The following is a 14,633-nucleotide window of genomic DNA, read 5'->3' as shown; positions in this document are numbered from 1 at the left end:
ATCCCTGCACAGGTGAGTCCCCGAAGGCTCTGTGCGCGACGCCAGTGCGGCACTACCGGGGCGTGCCCGAGACCCCGTGAGGACGTGCGCAGAACTCCAAGAGGTACACCGACATCAGTCGGCGTCTTATCGGTGTCCCCGTCGAGTCTCATTCGTGTACCGATGAGTCACCTCGGAGACGCGAGGGAGACGTGTTCTATTGCTGTGTCATGGGGCCGAAAAGCCTGTCTGTGCCCCTTGCCGAAGCCCGTCGGCAAGCACGGCAGCGCAGCCACGGAACGTCGGCGGAGCGAGATCAGCACAGCCGCCGGTGAGCCGTCGGCACGGTGCTGGCACAGCGCTGGTGCGACGGTTGGTACAGGGGCGCCATCGGCTCGCTCGATGGGCAGGCTGGGGGCAGGGGTCGTGGCCGCCAGCTTGGAGCTGCTGCTCCTTGATGCCGGCGATTTCTCACCCAGTTGCCGCGTCCGGGCGCCGCAACTCTGCTGCCAACTCCTCGCGAGCGAAGCCGATCGACTGATCGCAGGTGCCGGGGTGGTCCTCGATGAGCAGGCAGGCGTCAGAGACGACGACCTTCTGGCACCCCGGCGAGATCCGCAGCTCTCGTCGGCCCTCGTCGTCCCAGAGCAGCCACCACAGTACGAGTCTTCCGGGCTCGTACTGCATCTGCGCACACACTGTGTGCTGCACATTGGGCCCGTGCACACCGAAGTCGCAACCGAGCGGCTCGGCATCGACCTCGAAGTCCGCGCCGGGCAATGCGTTCAGGGCACGCACCTCGTCGTCCGTCAGCGCCACTTCCGCTGAGCAAGGCATGGGCATGGGGTCCTCCGACTCCAAATCGAGTGACAGTGTCACTCTTCAGGCCCGGCAGACACCGAAAACGTCAATAGATCTTGGGAATGTCATGGTGACCTGCATCACAGTGAATTGTGAGGCTTCCGGGCTGCCTTAGCCGGTGCAGCAGCACAGCGCGATGGTGCAATACCGGCTGCGCCGGCCGCGGCGGGCAGAGGAGCAGAGCGTTTTCCACAGCCTTCAGCGACGGCGTCGCGAGAGGCCGGATCCGCGGCGCGGCGAAGACTGTGACGCCCACGGCAGCAGAACGATGAACCGGGGCTGCGCCCCGTCAGGAGCAGACCCGTACCCCCGCCTCGCTCGTGCCTCACGAGGACGGATCGGCATGGGGGTACGGCCGTATCACGGACGTCGAAACAGCAGTACACCCAAAAGGTGCGATGACCAGGCGAAACAGCCAGACCCGTACCCCCGCTACGCGGAAGAAGGGGAGGGGTACGGGTCAAGAGGGTACGGACCGTTTCCCCTGATGTTCCTGGCTTCCGCTAACGCTCCAGCCGTGGAACAGCGAGGACGACGACAAGGAAGCAAAGGGCATAAGGGAACCTGATAACACGTGTCCTGCGGACCCTCGCTCCGCTCGTCCTCTCCGCTGCGCTCCGAGGACGTGTTAGTCGGCATAGCCGACGGGTTCCACCGCTCGCTTCGCTCGCCGGTCCGTCGGTCGCTGGCGCTCCCTCCGGCTGTGCCCAGCGCTGCGCTTGAGAGCGGAATACCGACCAATGGCCCGCTGCAGTTGTCCACAGGCAGCCAGCCGCAGCAGAGCGATGGAACGACAGCGAATCGCCGTCGCAGCGCAACGAACCCATCCGCGGAAGATCGGCCTCTTGATCGACTTGCTAGTGCTCCCTCCCCGTGCGGTGCGGATCGGCGCAGTCGAACATCGAGCCTCGGCGGCGTCTGCCGCTGTCCACGGGGATCCTCGACGGTGTCTTCACCGTCGAGGGGACCGGCTGTGGAGATGCACTTCGAGCCGGTGGTGTCATGCTCCGGTGCGCCGAGTCGCTTGTCGACTCGTGCGTAGGTCACGAGCGGAAATCATTTCCCGAATCATTGTCGAGCAGGCGGACGCCTGCTCCGGTTTTGATGAGGACCGCACTGGCAGAGCCGGATGAAAGGACCTCACGATGGAACCGATCCGCGTCGTGAACAAACACCAAGATCCATTCGACGTCTACATCGGGCGCGGCTCGATCTGGGGCAACCCTTTCCCGCTGGCTCGTAATCACACAGATGCCGATCGGGCGCGAGTGATCCGGCAGTACGAGGAGTATCTGCTCTCGCAGCCCGAGCTGATGGCCCGTCTGCCCGAACTCCGCGGAAGGACGCTCGGATGCTTCTGCGCGCCCAAGTCCTGCCATGGTGATGTGCTGAAGAAGCACGCCGAGGTCGACCAGCCGACGCAGCAAGCATTCACGCACGTCGTCCTCGTCACCGGTTCCCGCAGCTGGAACGACGAGAAGAGCATGCGTGAGACGTTCAACGACGCCTGGCGCGACTGGGGTCCCAAGAACGTCACCCGGCCGGTGCTCCTCTCCGGGCACTGCCCCAAGGGTGCCGACGCCATGGCCGAGCGCCTGTGGCGGGCCGCTGGCTTCGAGATCCGCACCTTCCCCGCCGACTGGTCGACCCACGGGGGGACAGCCGGTTTCCAGCGCAACCAGGAGGTGGTCGACGCCGCTCAGATCTTCCGCGGCGCCGGGGCTCAGGTGCTGTGTACGGCCTTCCTCGACCTCTGTCGGAAGCCCGGCTGCCCGCAGCGAGACCAAGAGCAGCTCATACCGCATACGCCGGGGCACTTTTCGCACGGCACAGTCCACTGCAGAGCTCGTGCGCGAGCTGCGGGGATCGAGACGGCCGACGTGATTCATCCGTCGCTGCCGACGTTCTGAGGCACGCGAAGGGCCCTGCAGCATGCTGCAGGGCCCTTCAAGGATGGATGGGAGGAGTCGGCCGGGAGGCGAACACCAGGTTCAGCGCTACTTGCTCCGATCGATGCCGTGCGCCTCGTCGTAGGCCTTCATGACTGCCTTCGGGATGCGCCCCCGGTCCGCGAACTCGTAGCCCTCCTTCTTGGCCCACTCGCGGATCTTGTCGCGCTCCTCGGCAGTCGTCTCGGGCACAACTTGCTTCTTGGCCGGCGTTGTCTTCCCGGCTTTCCGGCTGACCTTCAGGTACGACTTCAGCGCCTTCTCAAGGTCTTTCTGCTCCTCAGCTGTGAGGTCGACTTCGTACCAGGTTTCACCCAGGCCGAAGGTCACGGTTGCCGCATCCGGCTTCCCACTGAGATCTGACTCGACAATGCTTCGAATGGCCATACCGGCGAGAGTAGCCGATACGCAAGAACCTTGGAAAGTCTGTCGCGGTCATTCGAGATAAGTGTGACATTGGGGGCCCGAATAAGACTCAGAAGTCACTGCTAAATGAGCAGAGGGTGTGAATGTCACTGCTAAAATCACAGTATCGCCAAGGGGGCTCCTACCCCGTTCCCCACCGGCCAACGACCCCGATCGAGAGGCCTCCACCATGTCCACGCTCCATACCGTCGACGACCATTCGCTCACCGACGAGGACACCGACCTCTTCGAGCTGCTGTGCCAGCGCCGGGGGTGGTCGGATCAGTACCTGAAGGAGATCGAGTCCACCGAGCACGACGAGCTCCTGGACCTGGCCGAGATGGTCGAGGCCCTTGCGGACGCCCGGGCAACGGGCAAGAAGATCACCATTGCCCCCGACTTCGACATGGACGGCATCTCCTCCGGGGTCCTCGGCTACGCCGGTCTGTCCGAGCTGGGCTTTGACGTCGAGCTGCACCTGCCCGACTACCGCCGCGGCCACGAACTCGCGCCCGAGGACATCGCCGAGATCCACGCGAAGTGGCCCGACACGCGGGTCCTGCTCACCTGCGACGGGGGGGTGAACTCACACCGCGGTATCGTCGCCGCGCGTGCTCTGGGCTGGATGACGCTGGTGACCGATCACCACGAGGAGCTCGCGCCGGGCTCGACCGCCGACATCACCGTCGACCCGTGCCGGATCGACGAGACCTACGCCCACACCGGGATCTGCGGTGCCCACGTGCTCTACCAGGTGATCGAGGCCTACACCCGCGTGCACCGGCCCGAGAAGCTCTGGGAGATCCACCTGCTGCGCCTGTTCGCCGGCCTGGGCACCGTCTCCGACGTCATGCCCGTGCTGTACGAGAACCGCCAGCTGGTGCGCGACGCCGTCTCGATCGCCCGCCTGCTGCGCGTCGCCGCGCCGAAGACAATCCCCAATCCCTGGGGTGGGTTCGACGCTGACCCTGATGCCATCGACATCGAGCAGTCGATCCTGATGCAGCTACTGCGCACCGAGCCGCACCACCCGGTCTTCCTCAGGGCCTTCGAGGGCTTCGCGATCGTACTCAAGGCCTTCACGCAGATCGGCAAGATCCGCGACGTCGACGACCTCGACGAGGGCTTCTTCGGCTTCTACCTCGCCCCGGCGATGAACAGCCCGCGCCGCACGGGAGCCTCGCTTGAGCCGTGCTTCGCGGTGTTCACGGCCGCCGGTGCTGACGAGAAGCTCAAGGTCGCCCACCGGGTGATCGAGAGCAACGAGCTGCGCAAGCGGCTGGTCATCGAACACATGGAAGAGCTCACCACTGGGGACCAGCCGTTGGCCCCATGGGTGTACTTCTCGGACACCTACCCGGGCATGTACGGGCTGCTGGCCAACCGGATGATGGAGCTCAACGGCCACCCGGTCGTCGTCATCAACCGTCCGGCCGGCCCCGACGATTGCGTCAGTGGCTCCGGTCGCGCGCCGGGCTGGTTCGACATCATCACCAGCCTGGAACCGCACGACGGTCTCAGCGCCATCGGACACCAGCAGGCCTGTGGCGTCCGCGTCGCGAAAGCCGAGAAGCTTGGCGACCTCGTCGCCGTGCTGCAGGAAGCCACCCAGGTCGCCCTGCTCGCCGTCAGCACCGATGGCCCGAACGGTGATCTCGTGCTCGGCCCGGACGCCGACTGCGACGCCGGCCTCGAGGACCTGCAGCCGCTGTTCGAGCTGGTGCGCCGGACCGAGGGACTCAAGCCCTTCGGGCACGGCTTCACCGCTCCGGTCGTCGAGATCGCGATCGAGCCCCTGGGCCTGCGCGTGGACCGGATCGGATCCGAATCGCAGCATCTGCGCCTGGTCACCCGGTCCGGCCTGTCCTGCCTGTGGTGGAACGTCGCCGAGGAGAAGTTCGACATGCTCCGGGGCTTCGTGCAGCGCGCCAGCCGCACCGAACTCGGCACGCTGCGCTTCACGGCGACGCTGCAGCTGAACACCTTCCGCGGCGACACCCGCGTCCAGGTCGTCATCAACGAGCAGATCACCACGGCTGCTTGAGCCCCGTAGAGGAGGAGACCTTGACGACTTCACCGATCACCTCGCGACTGCTCAGCATCGGGTGGTCCGTCCTCGTACCGTTCGCCGCCGTCGCGGTCTACCTCGGTCTCGGCACCGTCGCAGTCCTCCTCATCGGAGAGCCGATCGTTGCGACCGCCGTCCTGGACATGCTCGTCGTCGTCCTGGTCGGTTCGATGAGGATCCAGCGGCCCCGGTGGCTCGCGCATGCGCCGGCCCTGCAGCCGAGGCCGAAGATCCTACGCTTCGGGTGGACCGTCCTTGGCTGCGCGGTCCTGGCCTTCCTCGCCGGCCAGTCGCTGGCCTTGTGGATCTACGTCACGGCCGGGTCCGCCGGTTTCGACGCCTCGAACCAGACCAGGCACGCGGCTGGAGCCCTGGCGGCCCTGCTGCTCACCCTGGTCGCGGCTCCCGCGGGGGAGGAGGCCCTGTTCCGAGGGCTGATCTACCCGTTGCTGCGCAAGCGGGTGGGCCTCCTCGTCTCCACGCTGGTCACCGCCGTGGTGTTCGGCCTGCTGCACGGCAGCGCCGTGCAGTTCGCCTCGACTCTGCCGCTGGCGGTGCTCCTGGCCCTGATCTACGAACGCACGCGCGTGCTGTGGCCCTGCGTGGTCCTGCACCTGGGCTTCAACCTCGCTGCCGCCCTTGTCCCAGCACAGGCGCTCGGCGCTCTGGCAAACCCCGTCTCTGCGGTGTTCCTGTGTCTGGCCTTCGCCAGCTGCGCCTGGATGCTCTACCGGCAGGTCGCCGCCCCGGGTTGTGACACTGTCAATGGGGTTGATCGCCGTACCGGTGGAGCTGTATCCGGCTACGCAGAGGGAGAGTGCTGGACGGGCATGTGAGGGCACGTCGCCACCCGGGGAGACCGCTCCGGACGTCTGGCCATCGGAGCGGACCAGTGGCATATCTGGGCGGCTGCGGTAGGCGACCTGCTGGTCCCGCCGCTCCAGGCGGAGGCAGCGGAGCTCCTCGCAGACCCCGTCGTAGCGAGCCCGCGCCCGGTTGAGCGCCTTGCGGGCACCTCGGCCTCCGCCTCCAGACGCGTCCGCTTCTCCGCTGGTATCTGCAGGAGCAGTGCTCGCCCTCGCGGATGCAGCAGTGCTCGTGGTGGCCGGCCAAGACGTCTCCCTCCGCGCGGGCGGCTTCGGCGCGGAGGGCAGCGGCCTTCTCCAGCCACATCCGTTCGTCGTCGGTGCGCGGCCCCGCAGTGGCCGGGGACACCCGAGCCTCCAGCTCAGCGGCGCGGGCCCGCAGTTCGGTCGGCATGCTCCAGTAGTCCACGTTGCCCGTCGCCGTGTCGACGTACTGGCATTCGGCGATGTGCCCGTTCAGGCATCGGGAGTCCCGGCGGGACTCAGTGCACGCGGTGCTGCTCATGGTCATTCCTCACTTCTCGGTGTCGAGGTAGGGCTTCTCGTGCTTGGCCACGGCGCCGGCCACCAGGTGGGCGATCTTGTGGCCGGCCCCGCCGGTGTCGAACGGCTCCGATCCTTCGGCGTGTCGCCACACCTGGATCGTCTCGTCGAGCAGAGGAACAGCACACGAGCCAAACTCGAAGTTGAGCTGCACGTTGACATCGAAGGATCCCGGTCCGGGACGCAGAGCCAGGTGGTAGCTGCGGACATTCCATCCGGGGGTCGCTGCCGGGCAGATCTCGGCATAGCCGACGAGGAAGTCCTCATCGCCGGCAATCGCATTGGGGTGGTCGTGGTCGTAGGGCCACGTCTCGAAGCCCAGACCGAGCGCCTCGATGGCGGCGGCGGCTTCCAGGATGGCATGAGCCTGGCGCAGTCGCATGGGTCAGTGCTCCTTCTCGGTCGCGTAGTTGGAGTCGAAGGTGGGGTCGGGATGGTGCTTGTTGCTGAGCGTCACGCGGATGGTGTCGCCGTCACGGAGCAGCGTCCAGCGCATGTCGTACACGAGCACCTCCGCCACCTCGTTGCCCTGAGGCGCGAAGTCGTCGATCACGAGAGGCTCCAGGCCCTTGGCGCGGGCTGCGTTGAGCCAGGCGAATTCGGCTGCGGCCCGCCAGTTGCGGATAGAGCCGTCGGTCGAGGTGTAGATCGTGGCGGTGACGGTGTCGGGGAAGACGGCGCCGAGGTTCGTCAGCCGCACCCACTCGCGGGTGCGGCCGGCCTCGTCGGCGATCAGCTTCTGGGGGACAGCGTCCTGTGAGGCGGTCACGACGCGATCTGTGAGGATGCGCCGCTCGCGGTCGCGGGTCGCCTTGGCCTGCCGGGCGGCAGCGTCGGCGTCCTTCTTCTCCTCTTCGGCTTTGCGGAGGCGTGCGCTCGCGGCGGCGATGGAGGCGAGGATGGTCGGTTCGTCATCGCGTTGCATGCCAATAAGTTTGCATGACTTGGCCAAAAGGGTCAAGGATGTTGGCGCAAGTTCCCGACAGGAACGTCTGTGTGCATGGGGCGGGTTGGCGCGGACCGCCTTCGATAGCCCACGTGTATCGGGGCCCCGATCCGATCGAGGGGTGGGGTCTTGGGTGTTGCGGATGTGCGACGCGAGGCCCTGGGTGACCTCATCCCGCCTCCGGGTTGCTCTGATGTCTCACCACGCGGCGCCGGGGCGGTCTGAGCTCCTCGGGATGTTCCCGCGGCCTGCTGAGTGGCGGCAGCAACGCTGGCTGCTTCATCGGCGATGGCGTTCAGCGCGTCTCCGTCTATCCGGTGTGCGGGGACGTACCGGAATTCAACCTAGCGGCCATCGAGCAGGGTATGGATTCGCATCGCAAGTTCCCGATTGCGACCAGTTTCTTGGACGCCGCCATCCAGCCGTTGCGCTTCCAGCCGGAAATCCACTTCGTCACCGCGTTCATCGCGTACTGGGAGTCCATCGGATCTCAATCGGTAGTGCAGGGTCGGTGGCGTCCAGTGACGGCGGACGTGCAAGGCTCCCCATAGGTGGACGATTCGGCTCCCCACTGACGGACACGTGGTCTCCCCGGCGTGTTGATCCGCCGGCCTGTTTCCTTGGCCGGCGTGAAGACAAAAGAGGAGATCATGGAGATTTTGGAAGCGTTCGACCTCACGGGGAGTTACCGTGCGGCGGCCGAGCTGGCCGGTGTCGACCACCACACCGTGAAGCGGTATGTCGAGCTTCGCGGCAAGGGCAACGACCCGACCCGGCGTCAGCAGCGGCCGAAGATGATCGACGGGTTCATGCCGAAGATCGAGGAACTGATCGAGCGGTCCGGCGGCCGGATCGGGGCCGACGCGGTCCACGACAAGATCCGGGCGATGGGCTTCGCGGGCACGGACCGCACCACCCGGCGGGCGGTCGCCGCGGCCAAGGAGTCCTATCGGGCTGGTCACCGCCGTGTCTTTCGGCCTTGGGCCTGTTGACTGAACTACGGGAGGTTCTCTCCTTGTTCTTCGGACAGGTGGCATACGGGGTGGCTACCGTCCCCTGCCATGTCTGAAGGTGAGGATGTTCCGAGGGACTTGAGCTCCCTGGTGGTCCCTCGGGTGGGTTCGCTCGTGGAGACCGGTGATCCGTGGGAGCCGTATCGGCTGGTTGATCCTGCGGGGTTGCCGGTGGGATCGGTGACTGCATATCTGCACGAGTTGCAGGCGGCGGGGCGGCCCGCGACGACGCAACGTTCGTATGGGATGGACCTGCTGCGCTGGTTCCGGTTCTTATGGACGATCGAGCTGCCGTGGAGCGAGGCGACGAGAATTGAGGCCCGCGACTTCTCACGGTGGATCCAGATCACCGCCAAGCCTCCCCGGCGCCGACGTACGGCTCAACGTGCACAACCGCGTACGCGCCGGGCCGTGAACCCGATCACCGGGAAGCGGTCGGTCGGGACGACATACGCTTCCTCGACGGTCACGCACAGCGAGACGGTGCTCCGCAGCTTCTACGCCCACCACCTGGAGGCCGGAACCGGCCCGCTGGTGAACCCGTTTCCGCTGGCCAGGGCGCCTCGGACGAACTCGCACCGCAATCCGATGGAGCCGTGGCGCCCGCAGCGGTCGGGGCTGTTCCGGCCGCGACAGCCCCAGCGGATCCCCCGGCAGATCCCCGATGAGGTTTTCAACGAGCTGTTCGCGAGGCTGTCCTCGGACCGGGACCGGGCCTTGGTCACCTTCTGGATCTCGACCGGCGCCAGGGCCTCGGAACTGCTGGGCGTCGTCGCATCGGGCACGGATCCGGGCCGGCAGCTGGTCACGGTGGTGCGCAAGGGGACCCGCGCGATGCAGCAGCTGCCGGCCTCGCCGGACGCGTTCGTCTGGCTCCGGCTCTACCAGCAGCGGATGCACGGGCTGGTGCCCACCGGCCCGGATGTCCCGCTGTGGTGGACGCTGCGACGGCCGTTTCGCGCGCTCAACTACCACGCCGCGCGGGCGATGTTTGTCCGCGCGAACGCCGCGCTCGGGTCGAACTGGTCGCTGCACGACCTGCGGCACACTGCGGCCTACCGGGTGGCCCGCGACCCGCTCATGCCGATCACCGACGTCCAATGGGTCCTCGGACATGCGCGTTTGTCCACGACACAACGCTATGTCATGCCCACCGCCGAGGACGTCATCGAGGGGGTCCTGGCCCACCACCGCCGTCAGGCGGAGAAGCAGACGGAGCCCGCGGCGCCGTCGTTGCACTACCGTCCGGAGAGTCTGGACGTGCTGTTCGGCCGGGGGCGGCCGTGACCACCAGCACCATTACGGAAGCAGTCGCGGCCCGGCCCTGGCAGCTCAGCGCGGAGGCCGAAGCCCTCTGGAAGAAGTTCCCGCACCGCACCAACCCCAGGAGTTGGCCCGCGACCCGGCACTCCCGAACTGCCGTGGTGACCCGCATGCTCACGCCACCGTTCCTGGGACACGACTCCAAGACACGCTGCAACCGGAAGCTGACTCTGCTCAAGGTGCTCGACTGGCTGGAGATGCAGCCCGGCAACACGTGGCAGGAACGATGGGACGCCAGCGGCGTCGGCGTCGACGGGCGCGTGGACTGGCGGACCCGAGTCATCGACGACCTGAAGAGTGTCGACAACCTCGGCCCGCGCGGGGAACGGATCTTCAAAATCCTCGGCATGGGCCTGGTCCAGCTGATCGGCGGTGACGTCCTGCGGCCGAATCTGGGCTGGTTGATAGCCACCAACTCGCCCCTGCGGATCGCGAACGAGATGGAGCGCGTCCGCGACGGCGAGACCATTGCCAAGCTCCGGGCCCTGCGGACCGCGAGCACGGTCGGCGACTCCACGGTGCTGCCGGCGATCGAGAAGATCGCGCTTATCATGGCGGCGAAGGGCGGCACGGTCGCCGATGTCACCCCCGGCGACTGCCTGGAACTGTTCAAGACCAGCAAAGAGATCTTCCCGGGACCGGGCAAGTCCGCCCGGCACAGCCCGTTCTGCTATCAGCTGCTGCACTCTCTCGGCGCCTTCCCTGCTGACGCACCGCCTTCGGTCCGCATGTTCAGCACGCGCTTCCCCGGCCAGCTCACCATCGAGCAACTCGTCGACCGCTACGACCTGGCCTGCTGCCCCGTCCGCGACCTGCTGGTCGACTACTTGAGAGAACGTCAACCCACGGTCGACTACAACACCTTGACCGGCCTGGCGACCGCGCTGGCGCTGTGGTTCTGGAAAGACCTGGAGAAGCATCACCCCGGCATCGACTCGCTCCGGCTCGCGCCGGACGTCGCCGCGGTCTGGAAGCGGCGCCTGCAGACCCGGATCGTACGCAGCACCAACGAGCATGGCCAGGTCGTGGAGACCATGGTGGAACGGGCCACCGCCTCCGACACGCTGATGACCGTCCGCGCGTTCTACCTGGACCTGGCGCAGTGGGCCCTCGACGAACCCTCTCGCTGGGGCCCGTGGGCCGTTCCCTGCCCGGTCCGTGCCGACGACGTCCAGCACCGCAAGATGAAGTCCCGGCAGAAGGCCCGCATGGACCAGCGCACCCGCGAGCGGCTCCCCGTGCTGCCTACCCTGCTCGAAGCGGTCGACCGGAACCGCAAGGCCGCCGCGACCCGCCTGGCTGCAGCCGACCATGTCCGCCCCGGCGAGATGTTCACCGCCGGCGGGCAGACGCTGCGGCGCGCAATCCTCAAGCGGCATTCGCCGCACCTCTGGGCCGAGGAACCAGCAACCGGGAAGCGCCGGAACCTGGCCAGAGAGGAGAGCAACACCTTCTGGGGCTGGGCCGCGATCGAGGTCTTGCGCATGACCGGCCTCCGGATCGAAGAACTGAGCGAGATCTCGCACCACAGCCTGGTCCAATATCAGCTCCCGAACACTGGCGAACTCGTTCCGCTCCTGCAGATCGCCCCGTCCAAGACCGACGAGGAACGGCTCCTGGTCATCTCCCCGGAACTCGCCGACGTGCTCTCGGCAATCATCAGCCGCGTCCGCACCGCCGACGGCGGCGTCCCGCTCGTGATCGCCTACGACCACCACGAGAAGGTCTGGAACCCGCCCATGCCGCTGCTGTTCCAGCGCAAGGTCGGACTGGAGAACCGGCCGATCCCTATCGGCGGCATCCGCACCCTCCTGCAGGACGCACTCGCCGCCACCGGGTTCACCGACACCACCGGCAAGCCGCTGCACTTCGCCCCGCACGACTTCCGGAGGATCTTCACGACCGACGCCGTCATGAACGGCATGCCGCCCCACATCGCCCAGCTGATTCTGGGACATCGAGACATCAACACGACTATGGGATACAAGGCGGTCTATCCCGAGGAAGCCATCAACGGGCACCGCGCGTTCATCGCCCGCCGCCGAGACCTGCGGCCCAGCGAGGAATACCGGAGTCCCACAGAAGAGGAGTGGGAGGAGTTCCTTGGCCACTTCGAACGCCGCAAGGTCGCCCTCGGCGACTGCGGGCGAGCCTACGGCACCAGCTGCATCCACGAGCACAGCTGCATCCGGTGCCCACTCCTACGAGCCGACCCCGCCCAGCGCGACCGCCTCGTCGACATCCGCGACAACCTGATCGTCCGCATCGCCGAGGCCGAACGCGAAGGCTGGCGAGGTGAGGCCGAGGGGCTGAAGGTCAGTCTGGCCGCGGCGAACGCCAAGCTCGCCCAGCTCGACAACCTCATCGACCGACGAGACGCGGCCGTCAACCTGGGCATGCCCTCCTTCCCAGACGTCGCCGGAAGGCACATCTCCACCGGATGAAACACAACAAACCGCCACACCTTCGTAGTTCAGAGAAGATTCCCGAACCAGGCTTGTGGGTCCAATGGGACTGGGGCGACGGCCCGAAGATCAGCGGCCGCAAGACCTGGCTGTGGTGCGCTTGGCTGGCCTGGTCCAGATTCCGGGTGGTGATCCCGGTCCTGGACAAGACACTGCCAACCATCGCCGGCTGCCTGGACACCACGCTCAGGAAGATCGGCGGTGTCCCCACCTATGCCCTCACAGACAACGAGCGGACGGTGACGTCCGACCACATCGCACGAATCCCCATACGCAATCCGCAGATTGTCGAGGTCGGCCACCACTACGGAATCACGATCCGCACCTGTGTCCCGGCCGATCCGCAGTCCAAGGGCGGCTCCGAAGCGACCGTGAGAATCGCCAAGCGGGACCTGGTACCCAAGGACGTCAACCTCCGCCGGGCCTACCACGACTTCACCGAACTGGAGGAAGCCTGCCGCCAGTTCACCGACGAGGTGAACAACAAGGTCCACCGGGCGATCAGACGCCGGCCCGCCGAGGCCCTGGCCGAGGAACGCCAGCGACTGCACCCGCTGCCGAACGAACCGTTCACCGCGGCGTTCGGCACGACCCGCAAAGTCGCATCCGACGCCACGATCTCCGCGGAATCGGTGCGGTATTCCGTCCCTCACCACCTCGTCGGACGGACGGTCTGGGCCCGTTTCCACGGCGACGAACTCGTCGTCACCGCGGTCAACGCCGACGGCGCCGTCGAGGCCGCCCGCCACCAGCGGTCCACCCCAGGCAAATCGATCAAGGACGAGCACTACCCGCCCCGCGAGAACAAGAACGGCGACCGCACCCCGAAAGCCGCCTCCGCCGAGGAAGCCGCCTTCCTGCAACTGGGGCCCGGCGCCGCCTCCTGGCTGATCGAAGCGGCCGCCGCGGGCGCCCGACGAATGCGGCCGAAGATGGCCGAGGCCGTCGCCCTCGCCAAACTCCACACCCCAGCCGAAATCGACCGGGCACTGGGGACTGCTGCGATCGCCGGACGGTTCGCAGAGAACGACCTCCTGTCCATCCTCGACCACCACCTGGGCCGCGAAGTCGCCGAACCGACCCGGGCCTCCGAAGACCACAGCCTCCAGCCCGGAACCTCGGCCTGGTCCAGCTTCGGCCTCACCAACGACAAGGACGCGCACTGATGGCCACCCCTCTCCACACCATTTCGGGCTCCAACGGCGACCCTCTGGCCGAGGCCATCGAACTGACCAAGCGACTCAAACTCCCTCACATCCGCCGGTCGTTGACCGACTTGATCCCCACCGCGAAGGCCCAACGCTGGGACCCCGCCGAAGTTGTCCGCGTCCTCCTCGCCGAGGAAGCCGCCGGCCGGGACGCAGCCAACCTGCGGACCCGCCGCAAGCGCGCCGGCTTCCCCGCCGGCAAGACGTTCGGCGACTGGGATGAGACCGCCTCCTCCATCCCCCGCCAGGTCCAGGACTCGCTCAAGACCCTGGAATGGATCTCCCGCAAGGAGAACCTCTGTGTCTGCGGGCCCTCGGGGACAGGCAAGAGTCACTTCACCGAAGCCCTCGGCCAGGCCGCGGTCGAGGCCGGCACGACGGTTGCCTGGTTCGCGATCGAGGACCTTGGAGCCCTGGTCCGCCGGCACCGCGTCGACGACTCCCTCGCCCGAGCCATGACCCGGCTGATCCGCAGCGATCTCATCATCGTCGACGACATCGGCCTCCTGCCGGTCTCCGCGGACGCCGCCGAAGGCTTCTTCCGCCTGGTCGATGCTGCCTACGAACGACGCGCGATGGCCGTCAGCAGCAACCTCCACCCCTCCGGCTTCGACGAGATCATGCCCAAGACCCTGGCCACCGCGACCGTCGACCGGCTCCTGCACCACGCTCACGTCGTCGTGACACAGGGTGACTCATTCCGCCTCACCGAGGCCACCTCAGGCAAGGGGGTGAGACCCCTGCACTGACCCCACCCCGGGGAAGACCACGTCCACCAGTGGGGAGATCTACAGTCCACCTCCGGGGAGCTCCACAAGTCCGTTGACAGTCCAGAAGTTTGGCCAGGGCGGTCAACTCGGCGACGTTGTTGGTGGCCGCGCCCAGGGGGCCAGCCTCCCAGCGTGTTGGGTTCTCCTCGGTATTTTCCCCAGGCAGAGTTCACCCTCCAGGGCGCAGGGGGCGAGTCCGCGATGCAGTGATCGAGGTCCTCAGCGTCTTCTGAAAAA

General features: G+C 66.8%; 11 protein-coding genes and 3 pseudogenes. 8 read left to right on the top strand and 6 right to left on the bottom strand.

Annotation, left to right across the window (positions count from 1 at the left end; translation table 11 throughout):
- Positions 1–450: 450 nt before the first annotated feature.
- Positions 451–816 (bottom strand): hypothetical protein, encoded by a 366-nt coding sequence (locus tag ACQP17_RS05205; protein ID WP_433855170.1) that lies wholly within the window; start codon positions 814–816, stop codon positions 451–453.
- Positions 817–1,985: 1,169 nt separating this feature from the next.
- Here ACQP17_RS05205 and ACQP17_RS05200 point away from each other — a divergent pair.
- Positions 1,986–2,750: a DUF4326 domain-containing protein gene (locus tag ACQP17_RS05200; protein WP_433855169.1), complete on the top strand. Its 765-nt coding sequence runs from the start codon at positions 1,986–1,988 to the stop codon at positions 2,748–2,750.
- A gap of 87 nt (positions 2,751–2,837) precedes the next feature.
- On the opposite strand, the gene ACQP17_RS05195 is transcribed toward ACQP17_RS05200, so the two are convergent.
- Positions 2,838–3,176, bottom strand: coding sequence for a histone-like nucleoid-structuring protein Lsr2 (locus tag ACQP17_RS05195; RefSeq protein ID WP_433855168.1), 339 nt, complete (start codon positions 3,174–3,176; stop codon positions 2,838–2,840).
- A gap of 208 nt (positions 3,177–3,384) precedes the next feature.
- Here ACQP17_RS05195 and ACQP17_RS05190 point away from each other — a divergent pair, with 208 nt between their 5' ends.
- Both ACQP17_RS05190 and ACQP17_RS05185 read left to right on the top strand, forming a co-directional pair.
- Positions 3,385–5,238: a DHH family phosphoesterase gene (locus ACQP17_RS05190; RefSeq protein WP_433855167.1), complete on the top strand. Its 1,854-nt coding sequence runs from the start codon at positions 3,385–3,387 to the stop codon at positions 5,236–5,238.
- A 20-nt stretch (positions 5,239–5,258) separates the two neighbouring features.
- Positions 5,259–6,098, top strand: coding sequence for a lysostaphin resistance A-like protein (locus tag ACQP17_RS05185; protein ID WP_433855166.1), 840 nt, complete (start codon positions 5,259–5,261; stop codon positions 6,096–6,098).
- A 544-nt stretch (positions 6,099–6,642) separates the two neighbouring features.
- On the opposite strand, the gene ACQP17_RS05180 is transcribed toward ACQP17_RS05185, so the two are convergent.
- The 3 genes from ACQP17_RS05180 to ACQP17_RS05170 all read right to left on the bottom strand — a co-directional run bounded on the left by ACQP17_RS05180 (position 6,643) and on the right by ACQP17_RS05170 (position 8,083).
- A complete protein-coding gene (locus ACQP17_RS05180) occupies positions 6,643–7,053 on the bottom strand; it encodes a hypothetical protein (RefSeq protein ID WP_433855165.1) in 411 nt (136 codons plus the stop codon).
- A gap of 3 nt (positions 7,054–7,056) precedes the next feature.
- Positions 7,057–7,596: a hypothetical protein gene (locus ACQP17_RS05175; RefSeq protein WP_433855164.1), complete on the bottom strand. Its 540-nt coding sequence runs from the start codon at positions 7,594–7,596 to the stop codon at positions 7,057–7,059.
- Between the two features lie 331 nt (positions 7,597–7,927).
- Complete coding sequence (locus ACQP17_RS05170; protein WP_433859837.1) at positions 7,928–8,083, bottom strand: hypothetical protein; 156 nt, start codon at positions 8,081–8,083, stop codon at positions 7,928–7,930.
- Positions 8,084–8,246: 163 nt separating this feature from the next.
- On the opposite strand from ACQP17_RS05170, the pseudogene ACQP17_RS05165 reads away from it, so the two are divergent.
- The 5 genes and pseudogenes from ACQP17_RS05165 to istB form a co-directional block, all read left to right on the top strand.
- A pseudogene (locus ACQP17_RS05165) lies at positions 8,247–8,600 on the top strand (IS21 family transposase); the annotation flags it as partial.
- A gap of 210 nt (positions 8,601–8,810) precedes the next feature.
- Positions 8,811–9,917, top strand: coding sequence for a tyrosine-type recombinase/integrase (locus ACQP17_RS05160; RefSeq protein WP_433855163.1), 1,107 nt, complete (start codon positions 8,811–8,813; stop codon positions 9,915–9,917).
- Positions 9,914–12,397, top strand: a complete 2,484-nt coding sequence (locus tag ACQP17_RS05155) for a tyrosine-type recombinase/integrase (RefSeq protein WP_433855162.1) — start codon at positions 9,914–9,916, stop codon at positions 12,395–12,397. The genes ACQP17_RS05160 and ACQP17_RS05155 overlap by 4 nt, the downstream gene beginning before the upstream one ends.
- Before the next feature lie 38 nt (positions 12,398–12,435).
- Positions 12,436–13,584: pseudogene (locus ACQP17_RS05150) on the top strand (Mu transposase domain-containing protein); the annotation flags it as partial.
- Entirely contained in the window at positions 13,584–14,375 is a 792-nt protein-coding gene (istB, locus tag ACQP17_RS05145) for an IS21-like element helper ATPase IstB (protein WP_433855161.1), read from the top strand. The pseudogene ACQP17_RS05150 and the gene istB, both read left to right, overlap by 1 nt.
- A gap of 79 nt (positions 14,376–14,454) precedes the next feature.
- Here the strand turns inward: istB and ACQP17_RS05140 are convergent.
- A pseudogene (locus ACQP17_RS05140) lies at positions 14,455–14,538 on the bottom strand (ribonuclease HI); the annotation flags it as partial.
- Positions 14,539–14,633 lie beyond the last annotated feature (95 nt).

This window comes from Streptomyces kronopolitis, assembly GCF_050953795.1.
Taxonomy (GTDB): Bacteria; Actinomycetota; Actinomycetes; order Streptomycetales; family Streptomycetaceae; genus Streptomyces; species Streptomyces kronopolitis_A.
The sequence above is the reverse complement of the archived record's forward strand: the minus strand, read 5'-3'. Positions and strand labels throughout refer to the sequence as shown.